General features: G+C 41.0%; 15 protein-coding genes. 5 read left to right on the top strand and 10 right to left on the bottom strand.

Annotated elements, in window-relative coordinates; all coding sequences use genetic code 11:
• Window positions 1–247: 247 nt before the first annotated feature.
• The gene (locus tag ACL6C3_RS03650) at window positions 248–373 is read left to right on the top strand and encodes a hypothetical protein (protein ID WP_413165437.1); all 126 of its coding nucleotides are present in this window, start codon (window positions 248–250) and stop codon (window positions 371–373) included.
• A gap of 12 nt (window positions 374–385) precedes the next feature.
• On the opposite strand, the gene ACL6C3_RS03645 is transcribed toward ACL6C3_RS03650, so the two are convergent.
• The 5 genes from ACL6C3_RS03645 to ACL6C3_RS03625 form a co-directional block, all read right to left on the bottom strand.
• Window positions 386–1,522 (bottom strand): mechanosensitive ion channel family protein, encoded by a 1,137-nt coding sequence (locus tag ACL6C3_RS03645; protein WP_413165435.1) that lies wholly within the window; start codon window positions 1,520–1,522, stop codon window positions 386–388.
• A 1-nt stretch (window position 1,523) separates the two neighbouring features.
• Window positions 1,524–2,669, bottom strand: coding sequence for a mechanosensitive ion channel family protein (locus ACL6C3_RS03640; protein ID WP_413165433.1), 1,146 nt, complete (start codon window positions 2,667–2,669; stop codon window positions 1,524–1,526).
• A 65-nt stretch (window positions 2,670–2,734) separates the two neighbouring features.
• Complete coding sequence (locus ACL6C3_RS03635) at window positions 2,735–3,121, bottom strand: hypothetical protein (protein WP_413165431.1); 387 nt, start codon at window positions 3,119–3,121, stop codon at window positions 2,735–2,737.
• A 313-nt stretch (window positions 3,122–3,434) separates the two neighbouring features.
• Complete coding sequence (locus ACL6C3_RS03630; RefSeq protein ID WP_413165429.1) at window positions 3,435–4,172, bottom strand: glutathione peroxidase; 738 nt, start codon at window positions 4,170–4,172, stop codon at window positions 3,435–3,437.
• 279 nt (window positions 4,173–4,451) lie between these two features.
• On the bottom strand, window positions 4,452–5,153 hold the full coding sequence (locus ACL6C3_RS03625; protein ID WP_413165427.1) for a rubrerythrin family protein: 702 nt from the start codon (window positions 5,151–5,153) through the stop codon (window positions 4,452–4,454).
• Window positions 5,154–5,321: 168 nt separating this feature from the next.
• Between ACL6C3_RS03625 and ACL6C3_RS03620 the strand changes: the two genes are divergently transcribed.
• Window positions 5,322–5,747, top strand: coding sequence for a Fur family transcriptional regulator (locus ACL6C3_RS03620; protein WP_413165425.1), 426 nt, complete (start codon window positions 5,322–5,324; stop codon window positions 5,745–5,747).
• A 184-nt stretch (window positions 5,748–5,931) separates the two neighbouring features.
• On the opposite strand, the gene ACL6C3_RS03615 is transcribed toward ACL6C3_RS03620, so the two are convergent.
• Entirely contained in the window at window positions 5,932–6,741 is an 810-nt protein-coding gene (locus tag ACL6C3_RS03615) for a hypothetical protein (RefSeq protein WP_413165423.1), read from the bottom strand.
• Window positions 6,742–7,364: 623 nt separating this feature from the next.
• Window positions 7,365–8,174, bottom strand: a complete 810-nt coding sequence (locus tag ACL6C3_RS03610) for a hypothetical protein (protein ID WP_413165421.1) — start codon at window positions 8,172–8,174, stop codon at window positions 7,365–7,367.
• Between the two features lie 149 nt (window positions 8,175–8,323).
• On the opposite strand from ACL6C3_RS03610, the gene ACL6C3_RS03605 reads away from it, so the two are divergent.
• Window positions 8,324–8,542, top strand: a complete 219-nt coding sequence (locus ACL6C3_RS03605) for a hypothetical protein (RefSeq protein ID WP_413165419.1) — start codon at window positions 8,324–8,326, stop codon at window positions 8,540–8,542.
• A 394-nt stretch (window positions 8,543–8,936) separates the two neighbouring features.
• On the opposite strand, the gene ACL6C3_RS03600 is transcribed toward ACL6C3_RS03605, so the two are convergent.
• From ACL6C3_RS03600 to ACL6C3_RS03590, 3 genes are all read right to left on the bottom strand, one after another.
• Window positions 8,937–10,031, bottom strand: coding sequence for a hypothetical protein (locus tag ACL6C3_RS03600; protein ID WP_413165417.1), 1,095 nt, complete (start codon window positions 10,029–10,031; stop codon window positions 8,937–8,939).
• 206 nt (window positions 10,032–10,237) lie between these two features.
• Window positions 10,238–10,420, bottom strand: coding sequence for a CsbD family protein (locus ACL6C3_RS03595; protein WP_413165415.1), 183 nt, complete (start codon window positions 10,418–10,420; stop codon window positions 10,238–10,240).
• 179 nt (window positions 10,421–10,599) lie between these two features.
• On the bottom strand, window positions 10,600–11,901 hold the full coding sequence (locus ACL6C3_RS03590) for a homoserine dehydrogenase (RefSeq protein WP_413165413.1): 1,302 nt from the start codon (window positions 11,899–11,901) through the stop codon (window positions 10,600–10,602).
• A 283-nt stretch (window positions 11,902–12,184) separates the two neighbouring features.
• Here ACL6C3_RS03590 and ACL6C3_RS03585 point away from each other — a divergent pair, with 283 nt between their 5' ends.
• Window positions 12,185–13,063, top strand: coding sequence for an ABC transporter ATP-binding protein (locus ACL6C3_RS03585; protein WP_413165411.1), 879 nt, complete (start codon window positions 12,185–12,187; stop codon window positions 13,061–13,063).
• Between the two features lie 2 nt (window positions 13,064–13,065).
• On the top strand, window positions 13,066–16,683 hold the full coding sequence (locus ACL6C3_RS03580; protein ID WP_413165409.1) for a hypothetical protein: 3,618 nt from the start codon (window positions 13,066–13,068) through the stop codon (window positions 16,681–16,683).

Genomic DNA, 16,683 nt, shown 5'->3' with positions numbered 1-16,683 from the left:
GAAATCAAAACCAAGTCTTTTCGGAAATGATTCAGTACAATTTACTACCCTTAACATTTGGAAAGCATACTGTCAAAAAAATTTTGATGTTTGGGTAGACTGGCGTTAACTCCGATGAAGTGAAGACTCGCTGAGACGATAAATATTTACAGACGTGCGATCGCCTGCTTCTAGGCTGTTATTTTTTCAGTGAAACTTTAATTTTTTCGGGGCGGATCGTTGGAGTTCGTCCGAGATTGAGTTTTTGATGAAATTCGATCAAACCCGATCTAATCTGCTGCATGAATCTCCCCACATTACTAACTTTACCGGACTTTACCTCAGAAGTCAAGCGGTTGTTTTTCTCTGCAAAAATGATGAACAATTGGGATAAGAATTTAGACGGTTAAATGGGGATGGGAGAATCTACATAAATGGTGGGTTCTTTCATCTCAAATTCTATTCCATAACTCATTAATTTCTGCGATATCTTTTTGTTGGCGAGTTCTAGCAAACGTTTTCTAAGTTGGGTTGAATCTTCACTCGAACCCAAGATAAAAAAGGTAACTCTCGCCCGTGAACCGGGTTTGTTTTTGGGTTGAAGTAAGGTGATTTTGGTACTTCCCGGATCGATTCCATAGAGGGTGTCTGTACTTTCTTTAACGATTTTATCAATGAGGGCGGTTTCTTGTTCGGCGAGTTGGCGGGTAAAGTCAAGATAGAGTAAAACCATGACTTTTTTCCCTCGGGTAATATTTTCTATATCTTTGGTTGCCATGATAGAATTAGGAACAATTAACAGGGTATTCCGCGCGGCGACTCGGATTTTTGTTGAACGCAAACCAATCGCTTCGATGCGTCCATAAATGTCTTCTTGATGGGGATTAAAACTAACTCGGACATATTCACCGGGAATGTAAGGACGATCTAAATAGATAACAATGGTTCCAATTAATTGTTCTAAAACTCTTTGGGCGGCGAAGGCGATGGCAATTCCTCCAATTCCCAAACCCGCCACCAAACCGACCAAATTAATATCGTGGATATTAGCAAAAAAGATAATAGCAAATAAACCAATAATCACATTAAATAGCGTCTCTAAAATAATTACAAATTCGTCGGGTTTTAAGCCAACTTTTTGAATGATCACAATTCCGTACAGACGCAAAAATTGACGAAATAGGCGAGAAATTAACCAAGATGCGCTAATGGTAATGCTTAAATATAGACAAAACCTCAAAAATGCGTAAAGTTCTTCATAGGGTTTGAGGAGGTTTAAGCAAAAACCGATTAAGATTAAAGTTCCGGTAATTCTAATTCCGCCTTTTAAGGGGATGATAAAATTTTGATTAATTTGATTACCAAACTTGGGCGAGACTTTTTGATTAATAAAGATAATAACTCCGGGAGTATATCGACCCACAATTAGGGATAAAATCGCAAAAAATAGAAAAGCCAGAAGCCTAATTCCTAAACCGATGAGAAATCTTTGAATCTCCTCATCCCAGGGAAAAATTTCTTGAATAATAGTTGGCAGATCCATGTTAGATATTGACGGGAGAAGTAACGTTTATTCTTTTTTCTTCGATATCAAATTCTATTCCATAATCTTGTAATTTTTGGGTGATATTTTGTTCGGCAATTTCTAACAGATGAGTGCGAAACTCCATCGAAACATCGCCGGAACCCAAAATAAAGAAAGTAACTTGGGCTTGAACCAAGATAGAATCTTCATCGTTATCGCTGAGAATTTCTTTAAAATTAACTTGGGTGATGCGATGATCGATTCCAAAAATATCTTGAGTGCTATCCAAGACTATTTGACGAATAAAAGCTTTTTCTTCTTCGGAGAGGGAACGATAAAACATTAAGTGAATCAGCGAGATAATCTTTTTGGCATTGGTGAGGTTTTCAATGCTGACTTGTGTTAGAATATTATTGGGAATAATCACCAAACTTCCTTTTCCCGAGGTTCTAATTTTAGTCGAACGCCAACCAATCGATTCAACTCTCCCAAAGGTTCCCTCGGGTAAGTGAATATAATCATCAATGACAAAAGGTCTATCTAAATATAAAACAATTCCCCCGAGTAATTGTTCTAAGGTTTTTTGCGCCGCAAATGCTACGGCTAACCCGCCAATTCCCAAACTGGCGAGCAAACCAATAATATTAATTCGATGAGTTTGAGCAAAGATAAACACAACGATAGTGACGATCAGAATATTAGCAACCGCTTGAATAACAATTAAAACTTCGCTGTTGAGTTTGCGCCGCGTTTTAACCGCTTTATCTAACCAATAAACCTGATAAAACTGTTTAAATAATCGATTCAGTTGCCAACCAATGGCGATTGTAACGATAACACCCAAAGGAATTTCAAGCAACTTCAACCATTCGGGGAGGGGAGCAATTAAAAACGCCGCATCAACGCTAGCAATGAGGAGAACAAACCCCAATTGATTTTGAAAGGGAACCACAACTTCTTGATAAATTTGTTGAAGTTCGGGAGAAGCAAAACGAGCCGTTAGCGTTCCAACCAATCGGGGAATTAAAAAGGTAAATAATCCGATTATATTGAACAATCCGAGTATAAAAGCGACTCTCATACTCAAAACCGATAGCCAAGTTTCGGGTAAAAAATCTAACGAATAAGCTGAACTCTGAGCGAAGAACATAGCAACGAAAATCATAAAAAAACTCAAGTGATCAAGTTATTAAATTGACTTCTTAAATTAAAATTGACTGTGGTTTCAGTCTAGGTATAAATTTCTAACTGTTCGTAAACGTTAATAGTTAATTGTATCATTTGGTTGTATGGATTTTGTATCCACAGTTGACGGATGGGGGTTTCGGGTTGAGAAGTCATTTTGACAGGTTTCCCCGACATACAGGTATAAACCTGCTGTTTGTTTCCACAGGGAACGACAACATCTCCTGTTTTAATATTAACCACCAATTGAGTCGCGGGGGGATTAAGTTTAATAACTTGCTCGGGAATTTCGGGTAAAATAGTTCTAACGTAAGTTTTCACCGGTTGAAGCGGTTGTTGCTCGGAAGTCGCCGTCAAACACAGGGTAGGAGCGGGGTGAGAGACGACCAAGACCAATAGTAAAACCACAGTCAGAAAAATTCCTCGTTTCATTGAGTTTGAGGAAAGTAGAATTGACTCTAAGGTAATTTTACCGTAAAAAGGATCAACCCGTTCAAAAAAAAATGGAGAAACCCAACTCAATGAATTTCTCCTCTACCATAAAGAGAGCTATGAAAACGTGACTGATCTGACTACCAAGGTTGAGAAAAGAGAATCAAACAAACAGATCAATGATTTGTCTGTCCGATGAATTCTGAGAGTTCAACACCCTAAGAACTATATTTATAGTCTATTCCCTCTCAACCGATAATAACAGTCCCTCTTTTAAGCGACATTCCCCAGACGCCTGGGAATTTCAAACAGATTAATTAGATTTGAGATACTCTTCTAACTTATCAGAACCGCCAATTAGTTTCCCATCAATAAACACTTGCGGAGTAGAAGTGGCACCTGTAGCCGCTTTGATGGAACGAGTCGAAATATCATCACCCAAGACAATTTCTTCAAAATCCCAACCGCGATCTTTCAGCATCGATTTTGCTTTCGTACAGTAAGGACAGCCCACTTTACTAAACATTGTAATGGCTTTGGGTTTAGTGGCGCTCGGATTAATATAATTGAGCATTGTTTCGGCATCCGACACTTCAAACGGATCGCCGGGAACCTCGGGTTCGATAAACATTTTATCGATTACACCATCTTTAACGAGCATAGAATAACGCCAAGAACGCTTTCCAAAACCCAAATCGGCTTTATCGACTAACATTCCAATTTTTTCACTAAATTCCCCATTTCCATCGGGAATCAGGGTGATATTTTCCGCCTTTTGATTTTTCGCCCATTCATTCATTACAAAAGCATCATTGACGGAAAGACAAATAATATCATCAACTCCACTTTGTTTGAACGCGGGAGCCAACTCATTGTAACCGGGAAGGTGAGTCGAAGAACAAGTTGGGGTAAACGCACCGGGAAGGGCAAATACAATTACTGTTTTACCCGAAAATAATTCACTCGAAGAAATATCAACCCATTCACCATCCTTGCGGGTTCTGAATGTAACATCATTGGGAACTCGTTGACCTTCGCGATTTTCTAGCATAGAGATTTTCTCCTATTAACGATGTTCAAGTTGAGTTTTCTAGGGCAAATAAAATTGTTGGCGGGAGAAATAAACTCGGTATTTTTCTACAAAAATCGGCTTATACCAATTCTTTATGAAGCTGCATCTAATTGATCCCCCCGGCTTCGCCACCCCCCTTTTTAAGGGGGGATAAAGGGGGGATTGGGGGGTTGGGGGGGATCATCAAAAGTTGCATGATTAGAAAGAAATGGTATTATTTCCCCGAACAAATTCTTCGCCACTGTTATTATGCAGCTATTATGCAGCGATCGCTTCGGAGTAGGGAACAAAAGATTTTTTAGTCGCCCCACAAATCGGACAAGACCAATCTTCGGGAATGTCTTCAAATGCGGTTCCGGGTGCAATTCCAGAATCCGGATCGCCTGCAACCGGATCATAAATCATCGAACATTGTTTACAAATCCATTTTCCGCTAGTTGCGCTTTTGGCGAGAGGTTCTACCCCATCGAGCGCCTTTAACGCTTCGGTGTATTGGTTGGCGTGGTGGTTTTCGATGGAAGTGAGGAAACCAAAGTTTTGAGCGGCTTTGCGGAAAATACCGGCGTGTTCTTTGGATTCGGCGATTTGCTCTTCAAACTCCGCAACGGCGCTTTCATCGCGATCTTGGCGAGCTTGGGCGGTAAATTCGGGATACATGGTGGTGTATTCGTAGGTTTCGCCCTCGATCGCCAACTCCAAACACCGGGAGATCATCGCTTTTTTCTCGGCTTCGCTCAAGCGGTCAGCGTCTTCTACGACCAATTCCGGGTGAATGAGACGGAAGTGAGCAAAGGCGTGTTCGGTTTCTTGGTTGGCGGTTTCCCGAAACAGTTTCGCCACATCCGGCATCCCCAATTTGCGGGCGACTTCGGCAAAAAATAGGTATTTGCGGTTCGCCATAGATTCCCCTGCAAATGCGGCTTCTAGGTTTTTCGCCGTGTTGGAGTTTGACAGATCCATAGTGTTCTCCTCGTTGCTTAAAAGGTTGAATGATTTGATTGATCCGTTACTATCTCAGAATAATTCTGATTTAAGAAAATGTCAAGCAAAAAACTAAAACTCAGATATTGCCCCATCTTTTCTCAGATGTGATATAATGTAGGAAAGATTAGCCACAAAAATAGGATCATGGTCAGCAATGCAACAAAAGAAATTGAAGACCGAATGCGAGCCAGAGGACTGAGGATCACCCCCCAACGGTTTGCAGTCTACGCGAACCTACTTTCTCGTTTCGATCATCCGACTGTTGAAGAAATTTTGGTTGATGTTAATCGGGATTTGCCGATTTCGTCGAAAGCAACGGTTTATAGTGCCTTATCGGTGTTGCGAGAAGTGGGGTTAGTCCGAGAAGTTTTATTAGAAGAAGGGGTAACTCGTTATGATGCGAAAGTCGAACCCCATCACCATTTTTGCTGTCAAACTTGTGGAAAAATTCAAGATATTGATTGGGAAACCTTTAGTAGCTTGCAATTAGATCGGCTTCCCGAAGGAATAAAAGTAGAAAATTATGAAGTGATTCTCAAAGGTGAATGCGATCGCTGTACAAATTATTAGACCAATATTATTGTAGGGGCGGGTTCAGCCAAGAGCTATAATATTCGTCAGAAATTGAACTAAACCCGCCCCGCTTTCAAGAAATATTATGATTTTAGGGATTAAAACTCGCAATTAAAAACCCGGTAACTCGTAAGAAACCGGGTTTTTCCAATGTGCAGTTATGGCAATTGTTCAGTTAGAACTATTTGCGCTTTTTCAAAGCAACACCCGTTACCCCACCAAAAACAAATAGAGCGATAAAACTCGAAGGTTCGGGCGCTTTCACCATCGCGTAGGTGTTTTTCACTTCCACCAAAGTTAAATAGGTATCTTCGTCAAAGTAGCGAGAAAAATCACCAAAATAAAGCCCACCCATCAACTTGAGATTATGCCCATAGTCCCGGTCGGTAGTAAACGCCGTTGAAGGGATAAAGTTATCGCTGCCGTTAATCTCAAAAAAGTCATTGTTACCCGCAGTTTCTATCCGTCCAGAAATCGAGAAGAAATCAATCATTTCTTCGGTAGAATTCTCAAAGAGGAAGACGGATATATCACCCTCACCAATGGCGTTTTTACCGACGGGACTGTTACTAGCGACTTCGAGTTGAAACCGCGATGCAAAACTAAAAGAAAATGTTTCACCGGCTTCAATAAAAAAGTCATGCCCAATAACAGCAGCTTCGGTCTTGGCAATACCGATATATTCCTGTCCGAATCCTGAGGTTTCTGCCTCAGAAAAGTTGCGTGCAGAAGTAGGAGGAATTTCTATATTGAAGTTCGCGATGGTTGCTGCTGATGCGTCAACTGAACCGTTGGTTGCGAAAGTAAAAGTATCCTCATCGGTGAAGGTTTCAACGCTTAAAGGATCGTGACTAAACCAATCTAAATAACCCTGGATAGCTGAACGAGCAAAAGTGTATGCAAGACTAGGTGAAGCCGTGAGAGTTAATGTAGCGAAAACGGAGATTGAACCTAAAACTAGATTTAACGGATGTTGAAGTTTTTTAAGCATGACTGATGGTAAGATCGTTGGATTTCTAAACAGTTCTGACAGTTTTTAGATGAAAGGCTAAATTGATGAATTGTAGATTAGCAATTGATTTCTATAAGAGAGCTAAAACTGTCAGAAAACCGTAATTTATAAAGCTCTCCGAAGCTCTAATTTTTCTGATTTTTAACTTGTATACCCATCCCCAGAGATGCACTTAATATTCCCATAAAATATCCCCAGCTAGGCGTTTATCCTAGCCGATATTTAGTCGATCTTTCCCAATGAATAGATCGTATTAATGGATTGGGTGTTTTTAGTTTAGTCCGCTCGGTATTCGGAAAACAAGATAGTAACTTAAAGTTTTCAGCTTTTTTTGTAAAGCTTTAATAAAATTATTTCTTGTCCAACCTGTATTGAAAAAAACTCAACATAAGTCGGTGATCATCAATAAACGTTCAACTCGAAAAGCGCGTATCCCTTAGAACAAGGGACTGACAAGGTTTAGCATTGTTCGTTTAATTCCCCCAAACTACTTAATATCTCTTTGATGGCGGCGAATACAAAACCCAGTATTTTACGCGCATCGGGTTTCTGGGGTTGAGAGGAACATATACTCCTATCAACCCACTTGATATTAAATTAAGTTAGGATTGCTTGCGCTTTTTCAAAGCAACACCCGTTACCCCACCGAAAACAAATAGAGCGATAAAACTCGAAGGTTCCGGAGCTTTCACCATCGCGTAGGTGTTTTTAACTTCCACCAAAGTTAAATAGGTATCTTCGCTAAAAGGCCGGGAGAACTCACCCAAATATTCCGCAATAATGAACTCTTGATTTCCCCCAAAATGTTGTAGGGAATCATCCAATAAAAAGTGAAAGTTATCGCTGGCTTTGGCGAAAAAGAAGTCATTAGTCTCAGCAGTTTCTAACTGTCCGGAAACAATGAAGTAATCCAGCAGGCTATCGGTGGCTTCGTCAAACAGCAAGAAGGAAATATTAGCCTCAGCAATTGCGACTTCACCCGGAGGTCTTTCGATGGAAGTTTCCAGGTCCAAAGATGACAGAAAATCAAAAGAAAATGTTTGACCTGCTGGAATGAAAAAATTATAACCAATCACGGTAGCTTCGCTGTATGCCTTACCGACATATTCGATTCCACTTCCCTCTACCTGAGCAAAAGAAGAGTTAAATGCAAACGGCTCAATCTGGGCGAAGAAAGCATCAAAATCTGCGTTCGCAACAACAGAACCATTCTCGGTACTGACCGTAAAAACGTCTCCATCTGTTAAGGTGCCAACACTTCCGGGAGCATGGCTAAAGTTATTGATGAAAGCGTCAGCAGATGAAGAAGCAAAAGTCGCGGCAATACTGGGTGAAGCCGTGAAGGTTAAGGTTGTTAAAACGGGAATTGAACCTAAAAGTAGATTGAAACGCTGCTGAAATTGTTTTAGCATGACTAATTTGATGATTGTCTTGTTATTATTTCTGAACAGTTGTAACGGTTTTTCGGTGAGAGGCTAATTTTTTTTAGGTTTCTTAGCCCCGTTATTTTTCGAGAGTATCAACACTCTCTTCTTAGGCAAATAGAGGGAAGACTTTGAAGATGGAATTTTTGGAACGTTCAACTGTTTTATCCATCCGTAAAGATGCACTTTTACCCCAAAACAAGCTGAAAACTGAATTTTCGGAACCTTCAACTGTTTTATCTATCCGTAAAGATGCACTTTTACCCCAAAACAAGCTGAAAACTGAATTTTTGGAACGTTCAACTGTTCTAGCTATCCGTAAAGATGCAATTTTACCCCAAACAAACCGTAGCTAGGTGTTCTTCTTAGCTAATGGATGGATTATCGTAATGGATTTGTTAGTATTAGCTTAGTCCGATTGGTACCCAGAAAAAAAGATAGTTTTTTAAAAATTTCAACTTTTTTTGTAAAGCTTTAGTAAATTTAGATCGACTCAAGATCAAACTTATAGCGCTATTTGCGATCGGGTACATCCCCAAAATCTGCTTTCTATTAAGAAACTTAGTTTTTAATCGAATATCTCGACCGATCCCCGAGATGGAGAGATGGGGAGTTCGAGCCGAGGGTCAGGAAATTCATCTCAAGTTGTTATGGGTGAGAATTGGTCGGAGGAACCGATCTTCCCAACCCCCAACCCCAAACCCGATGGTCTAAATGTCCATCCTCAAAGCTGCTAAAACAGATAAACTCTCAATAAGTTTGTCTCAAAGTGGTTTCAATTGAACTTCCATTTTGAAAAATTTTAATCAATTCATGGGAGCGGGTTTTTCCTTCGGTTAACATCTGTTTGAGGGGTTGTAATAAATGCCGATCCGGATCATCTTGTAAAGCGATTTCTACCGCATTTAAAATCTGAGTCGCACTGGTGAAAATCTCCTCATGTTCAAAACCCAACTTGGCAGAAATTTGATGTAAATTCGCATCGGGAATGGTAGCACGACCCGATAAGGTTTCATCTAAAATTAAACCTTTTAACAAGGCTAACAGCGCCGCATAGATGCGAAAATCATCACAAGTATCAAACGCTTTAAATTCTATTCGGCCGACTTCTGCGGGGATTCTAGCGACTTTGGTGAGTGAGGGAACGCTTTTAATTAATTGTTTTTCTTCAGCGACAAACACTAATGTAGCCGATCTTCTGCCGGTTCGGATAAATGTTCTCACCGATAAACCTTCCCATAACTGTCCGTTAGAAAAGGGAGAACTATAACTAAATGGCACAATATAAGGACTGTAATAAGTCAGTTTTTGACCCACATCAATCAGTTTTTCTATGGATAAATCGGCGAACGATAAGTTTAAATCCGGTCCATAAGTCACCATGTAAATTGTAGCGGTGTTTTCATCGGGATGACTCTGTAACTGTTTAATTTCGTATTCGTTTAAGGGGGGTTCGGGTTGAAAAACGGAAGTGTAGGGATTAAAACTGGTGAGAACGGGTGTAAACCCAAAATTAGCCGCCATTTCTCGCAATAATTGAAAACTGGTTGTTAATTCATCAATTGCCCCTTGAATATCATTATGAATTGTTGTTCTAATTTCAATCCCTTTTACCGCACAATCAATCACTTTTCCTGATTCATCAAATCTTTCAAATCCTTCGATATACCAGCGCTTTTTTCTAATTCCCGCATCGCCAACTCGTAATTGTAACTCATCGTTGGGGTAAAGGGGGAGTTGGTCTATTATTTGCTGAAAATCTGCAAATTTTGTACGGGAAAAATCCGCAAAGTGTCCTTTGGAGTTGAGGAAAGCAACTTCGTGTTCTATACCAAAGAAAAACATTTGAGTTAGTAATAAATCTGTATTTAACTGTAACCAGGGATTCTAGGGCAAGATTGACAGCTTGACAGAAAATCACCCATAACCAATTTACCATGAGTCGAGATTCTTCTATCGATTTTTCAAGGAAAACTTGACCAGAAAAAAAGAGCATATTTCTACGCTCCCAATTCTGAATAGTTGAATTGATATTCAGATAACTTTGAAAACTAATCAATCAATTTTTTCGCTTTGTCTTTTAAGTTTTCAATTCCGTGCTGAATTTCAGCTTCGGCTTGCTTCCTTTTTCCTTCCATTTTTTGCTCAGGATCTCCGGTAATTTCACCTACTGCTTCCTGAACTTTACCTTCAATATTCTTAGCGGTTGCTTTGATCTTATCTTCTAAACTCATGTTATTACTCCAAGTAAAACATTAGAGGGATGTAACAGAGAATAGATTGAGGATATCTGTTTGTCAAGCAACCTTAACCTTTCTTAATCCCGTCTCAAAGTTGCCAAATTCGTCAAGAGTTTAGATAGAAATTAAGAACAAGTTGAAAACCTCTTTTATTGCTATTTTATCCCTAAAACTTACAACACGCGCAAAATACTAGGAATCCGATTAACAACATTAAAGCTTTGAATTTCATCAAGCGCCCGTCTAAAATTCCCCTCTCGAACATCGTGGGTAACAACAACAATTTCCGCCAATTCTCCGTGCGTATCAATCTGCACAATCGATTCAATACTCACCTGATGATTGCCAAAACAAGTCCCCAACTTGCCAATTACACCCGGTTCATCTTGAGTCACAAAACGGGCGTAAAAACGAGTCATTAAATCTTCCATCGGCGCCAAATTACAATAATGTTGATGGGTACAACTCATCAACGGATTAAGTTCGCCCGAGACGGGAGTATTGAGAAGCGCCGCAATATTCAAAATATCGGAAACAACAGCGCTCGCCGTCGGTCCAGCACCGGCACCCCGACCAAAAAACATCACCTGTCCGATGGGTTCGCCTTCAATTAAAATGGCATTGTAAACATCATTAATACTCGCCAAAGGATGCGCTTTTGGGAGTAAAGTGGGGTGAACTCGAATTGATAGTAAATCGTTTTCTAAAGTGGCTTGAGGATCGCGACTGGCGATCGCCAGTAATTTAATCACAAATCCCAAACGTTCCGCATAAGAAATATCGCTGGCGTTAATATTACGAATTCCCTCACAATAAACCTCACTAAGTTTAATTCGTCCACCAAACGCCAAAGACGCCAAAATCGCAATTTTATCAGCAGCATCCAACCCGTCAACATCCGCAGTCGGATCGGCTTCGGCGTACCCCAACTGTTGCGCTTGGGCCAACACTTCGGCAAAATCGGCCCCTTCCTGCTGCATTCGGGTGAGAATATAGTTGGTGGTGCCGTTAACAATCCCCATAATGCGGTGAATGCGGTTGGCGCCGAGGGACTGTTTCAAGGGTTGAATCACCGGAATACCGCCCCCGACAGCCGCCTCCAACATCACATAGACGCCCTTTTCGTTGGCTGCGGTGAAGATTTCATCGGCGTAGCGAGAGATGACGGCTTTATTGGCAGTAACGACGTGTTTTCCGTGAGAAATGGCTTTGAGAATCAGCGATCGCGCGGGTTCGAGGCCGCCAATCAACTCTACCACAATATCGACTTCCGGATCGGTGACAATTTCCTCCAAGTCGGTTGTCAGTATGGCTTCCGGGAGTTCAACCCCGCGAGATTTTGACAGCGATCGCACCCCAACCCGATGTAGGCTTAACCCTTGCAATAGGGGATGTCGTCCGTTGGTATCCAGTAGAATTTGTGCGGTTCCTGTCCCAACGGTTCCGAGTCCCAACAAACCAATCTTATAAGCCACAATTCCCATCCGTCCCTAATTTCTGATTACTCTATTTTGACATTGAACCTGACACAACGGCTTATGGACTTCGCCAAAATCTAAAATTTTTTGGAAAATCACTGGAGTACCGCCAGGAGATGCTACTTTATATCAGACTAACAAATGATAAAGACTCTCAAGAAGTTTAAACGGGCTTGGGTGGGGGAAAGTGAGACAAAATGAAACTTAGTGTCAAGAGCTACAGAAAACAAAAGTCGGTTTTCTGGGATAAAACGCGAACAACCGGGGGAGCTTAACTACAATGCTTGTCATTAAACAACTCAGCAAAACCTACGCCAACGGGATTCAAGCTTTGCGAGAAATCTCCTTAGAAATCGGTTGCGGGATTTTCGGTTTGCTAGGTCCCAACGGTGCCGGGAAATCTAGCTTTATGCGAACCCTCGCCACGTTACAGGATGCGGATTCTGGATTGATCGAACTCGACGGCTTAAATCTGCTGAAAAATCCTCAAATCGCCCGCCAACGGTTGGGTTATCTTCCCCAAGATTTTGGGGTTTATCCGAACGTTTCGGCTGAGGATTTATTAGATCAAATCGCCGTTTTCAAGGGATTTACTCGCCCCTCACAGCGCCGCGAACTTGTCGCCCAACAGTTGCAACTGGTCAATCTTTACGAGCAAAGAAAACAGAAATTAGGAACCTTTTCCGGTGGAATGCGCCAACGTTTTGGTATTGCTCAAGCGCTTCTGGGTTCGCCCCAATTGCTAATCGTTGATGAACCCACCGCAGGCCTCGATCCGGTCGAACGGATTCGGTTTCAAAACTTGCTCGCAGAAATTAGCCAAGATCGGGTGTTAATCCTTTCCACCCATATTGTAGAAGATGTGGCGGAACTTTGCAAGCAAATGGCAATTCTAAATCGGGGTGAAATTATTCGCTCCGGGAGTCCCCTATTTTTAACCGAAACATTGCAAGGAAAAATTTGGATAACCTCAGAATTAGACGCCTCGAACCTCCCCGAAAACTGCACCATAATCACCGCTCGAATGTCGAGGGGAAAACGCTGTGTTCGGGTGTTGAGCGAGACTCAACCGGGCCAACATTTTCACCCGGTTGAACCCGATCTTAACGATGTTTATTTTACCGCATTACGATTAGAATCCTTCGCGATCGCCGCTTAATTATGAAGTCTATATTTTTTGAGATTGTTCGGTTTGAAATCCTTTACCATTTGCGTCGCCCAACGTTTTGGCTGATCGCGATTTTATTTTTTGTGATTAGCCTAACCGACAGTATTTCTAACGCTGGAGAAGGGAACGCTTTCTTTTTTGTTAATAGTCCCTCCCAAATTTTTCAAACAACCATTTGGTACAGTATTTTTGGAATTCTTGCGGCTTCTGCCTTTGTTGCGGAAACTTTTGTGCGAGATACAAACTATCGCATGGAAGCGTTAATATTAGCGACACCCATTCGGAAATGGGATTATCTAGCCACCCGTTTTATCGCCGCCTTTGGGATGACGCTTTTCGCTTTTTCCAGCTATTTACCGGGAATGATTTTGGGAACAATGATGCCCGGACTCAATCCCTTTGCCTTGGGGCCGTTTCGCCCGGATGCTTACGTTTTTAGCTATATTCTGTTTATCCTGCCCAATCTATTTTTAGTGTCGGCAATTGCCTTTTGTTTGGCTGCAAAAACCCGCAGTATTGCCGTCACCTATGCGGGGGCAATTGTTTTAATTATGCTTTATCTCGCCTCTTTAATTATGGTCGGCGTAGATGTAATTAATTTTGAACAATATCGCCTTTGGGCAATGTTAGATCCCTTTGGGTTTTATGCCTTAGAAGAAAAGACATTATCCTGGACGGTCTATCAACATAATACCCTGATGCCACCGTTAAGCGGTCTTCAGATTTTAAACCGTATTTTCTGGTTAACAGTCGGTTTGTTGCTGTGGAGTTTCAGCTATCAAACTTATTCAATGAAACTCTTGAATACATCCCGTGTTCGGAGAGATAAAAAATCAAAATTACCTCAAAAATTGGCTACTGTAAATCCAAATTATCGATTCAATCCAATTCCTATAACTCCTAAAAATTTTGGTTTAAAAACCTTCTTGAACCAGTGGCTTTATCGTAGTATTTTTGAAATCAAACAAGTTTTAACAGGACGGGCTTTTTTACTGTTAACAGCCTTTGGTTTAATCAGTCTAATTATCACCGCAATGGGAACTCGTTCCTACAACTATTCTAATCCCAGTACCGATATTTTAATTCATTCCGCCAACCTCTATCTCGAATATATTCTGTTTGCAATTATCATCGTTTATTCAGCCGAATTAATTTGGCGTGATCGCCAACTCCGTCTGCAAGCCGTTATCGATGCTACATCCGTTTCTAATGGCGTTTTACTCTTATCAAAACTCACCGCTTTGTTTGCCATTATCACCCTTAATTTACTGTTAGCAATGGCGGTAATGGTTGGATATCAAGCTGTTAACGGATACACCGATTTTGAGTTTCCGCTATATTTTCAAATGCTATTTGTAGAACACGGGCCGTATTTTTATCTGATCGCAATACTCGCCCTTTTTACCCAAGTTATCACCCGTCATAAATACGCAGGGATGGCGTTAGTCGTAATCATTTCTCTGACCAAAATCCCTCTAGATGCCCTGGGTTGGTATCATAACCTCTATCGTTTTGCGGCTACAAACGATATTGAATATTCCTTGATGAATGGCTACGGTCATCTATTAACCGGACATCTTTGGTACAGTTTATATTGGGCTTTGTTCGGTGCAATTTTGATAGTTTTGGCTTATATAACCTGGCCGCGCGGAACCTCTAATTTTCGTTTAATCAAACATTGGAAACAAGCCTGGGTAAAAACCAGTCAGACCGTTAAACAAACATTAGCCGGGTTAATTGTTGCTTTTGTTGGGGTGGGGGGATGGATTTTTTATAATACGAATATTATCAACCAATACCAACCCCCCGGAAAAGAAGAAACCGCAGCAGAAATAGAAAAACGCTTCAAACAATACGAAAATCTACCCCTACCCGTTGTCACCAACACCAAAGTCAATATAGAACTATATCCCGAAGAACGTTACTTCGTTGCTAACGGCGAATATCGGTTAGAAAATCGCACCAATACCCCCATTAAACAGCTTCATCTCCTCAGTTTTATTAACTTAAACCTCGCCGAAATCAACTATCCCGGTGCAACATTAAAACAAGCCTATCCCGAATGGGGATATTATATTTATGACCTGGAAACCCCGTTAAAACCGGGGGAACGTCAAACCCTGAAATTTATCACCAAAACCAACCGTCCCCGAGGATTTCAAAATCAGGTTGATAGCGATGATGTTTACATGATTTATCCGAATGATGTCGTCGGAAACGGTACAAATTTATATAGTCCTTTTATTTTACCCTTTGTTGGTTATACCAAAATGGTTGAACATAAAAAGGCTTGGATGCGTCATCAATTTAATTTACCCCCTTTAGATGAACGGATGCGAAGTCATAACAACCCAATTGGTTTATCACAGGGATTAATGCTAACTCATTTAAGTTGGGGTAGTACAGATATTACCATTGGAACCTCTGGGGATCAAACCGTTGTCACAACCGGAAAATTAGTCAATCAATGGAAACAGGGAAATCGCAATTATTTCCAGTATAAATCTACCTCAAAAGACAGAGGTAAGTTTACAATTTATTCCAGCAGTTATGCCGTTTATAGAAACAATAATTATCGGGTTCCGATTGAAATTTACTATCATCCCAAACACGAAGAAAATGTTGAGCTAATTGCCGAACACGCGGGCAAAGCTTTAGAATATTATGAGCAAACTTTCGGCCCCTATCCGTTTGAACAGGTGCGGGTTGTGGAGTTTGTTTATTATGATGGAATGGTTTTTTCGGAAGCCGGAGTTATCGGTATTCCTGAAGTATTGGTCTGGAAAAGTGAAGCCCAAGGTCGGGGAAAAGATCATATAATTGACTGGGTAAGTTATCTCTTGGCTTATGCTTGGTGGGAAGATCAAATCATCGCCGCAGATGTAGCGGGAGGGATGACTATTCGAGAATCTTTGAGCGCTTATGCGAGTTCTCTTTATCAACGTTCTCGTCGCACCCCCGAAGAACAACGCCAAGCCAAACAACAGTTTCTCCGGGATTTCTTTCGTCTGCTTGGTAAAATTGACTTCCAAGAACCCCCGCTCATTGATGTGTATAATGAGTTACCTATCGCCCGTCATAAAGGCGGTATGATTTTAGAACAAATTGAGGATTTAATCGGCAAAGAAGCTTTACTTTCGGGAATTCAAAGTTTTCTCCAAAAGTATCGTTATCAACCCGCCCCCTATGCAACCGTTCTTGATTTGCGGGATGCGATTTTAGCTCAATCTTCTAACGAGCAACGAGAAATTATTAGCGAATTATTTGCTAATGTTATTACTTATCAGGTGGGATTATCGGATGCTGTTTTTGAGGCGTTACCCGATGGAAAATATAAAGTTAAACTTCGGGTAGAAGCACAAAAGTTATACACGACGCAGCTTGGAAAGCAAGAGTCAGAGGCGTTAGATTTACCCCTAACGATTTCTCTTTCTGATGAAAATGGTAAGCAGATTTTCAGCAAGAAATATCAAATTTCCGACCAAAATGCAACGATTGATTTAGTTACAAATCAGCGACCCGCCTATGCTGCTGTTGACGGGAATTATTTGCTGCCCTCCGCTTTTTTACAGGATAATATTAAGCGCCTTCGTCCGAGGTTGGGGAATTAG

The sequence above is a fragment of the Capilliphycus salinus ALCB114379 genome, from assembly GCF_047276495.1.
Classification (GTDB): Bacteria; Cyanobacteriota; Cyanobacteriia; order Cyanobacteriales; family Microcoleaceae; genus Capilliphycus; species Capilliphycus salinus.
Note: the sequence above shows the minus strand (reverse complement) of the source record. Positions and strands in the feature narration are given on the sequence as shown.

Bases quoted from the DNA above. Each gene is read 5' to 3' on its own strand.
- ACL6C3_RS03605 (WP_413165419.1), top strand. From the start codon at position 8,324: ATGGAATTTTTGGAACGTTCAACTGTTTTATCCATCCGTAAAGATGCA.
- ACL6C3_RS03650 (WP_413165437.1), top strand. From the start codon at position 248: ATGAAATTCGATCAAACCCGATCTAATCTGCTGCATGAATCTCCCCAC.
- ACL6C3_RS03630 (WP_413165429.1), bottom strand. From the start codon at position 4,172: ATGCTAGAAAATCGCGAAGGTCAACGAGTTCCCAATGATGTTACATTC.
- ACL6C3_RS03595 (WP_413165415.1), bottom strand. From the start codon at position 10,420: ATGAGTTTAGAAGATAAGATCAAAGCAACCGCTAAGAATATTGAAGGT.
- ACL6C3_RS03610 (WP_413165421.1), bottom strand. From the start codon at position 8,174: ATGCTAAAACAATTTCAGCAGCGTTTCAATCTACTTTTAGGTTCAATT.
- ACL6C3_RS03600 (WP_413165417.1), bottom strand. From the start codon at position 10,031: ATGTTTTTCTTTGGTATAGAACACGAAGTTGCTTTCCTCAACTCCAAA.
- ACL6C3_RS03645 (WP_413165435.1), bottom strand. From the start codon at position 1,522: ATGGATCTGCCAACTATTATTCAAGAAATTTTTCCCTGGGATGAGGAG.
- ACL6C3_RS03640 (WP_413165433.1), bottom strand. From the start codon at position 2,669: ATGATTTTCGTTGCTATGTTCTTCGCTCAGAGTTCAGCTTATTCGTTA.
- ACL6C3_RS03635 (WP_413165431.1), bottom strand. From the start codon at position 3,121: ATGAAACGAGGAATTTTTCTGACTGTGGTTTTACTATTGGTCTTGGTC.
- ACL6C3_RS03580 (WP_413165409.1), top strand. From the start codon at position 13,066: ATGAAGTCTATATTTTTTGAGATTGTTCGGTTTGAAATCCTTTACCAT.
- ACL6C3_RS03615 (WP_413165423.1), bottom strand. From the start codon at position 6,741: ATGCTTAAAAAACTTCAACATCCGTTAAATCTAGTTTTAGGTTCAATC.
- ACL6C3_RS03620 (WP_413165425.1), top strand. From the start codon at position 5,322: ATGGTCAGCAATGCAACAAAAGAAATTGAAGACCGAATGCGAGCCAGA.
- ACL6C3_RS03625 (WP_413165427.1), bottom strand. From the start codon at position 5,153: ATGGATCTGTCAAACTCCAACACGGCGAAAAACCTAGAAGCCGCATTT.
- ACL6C3_RS03585 (WP_413165411.1), top strand. From the start codon at position 12,185: ATGCTTGTCATTAAACAACTCAGCAAAACCTACGCCAACGGGATTCAA.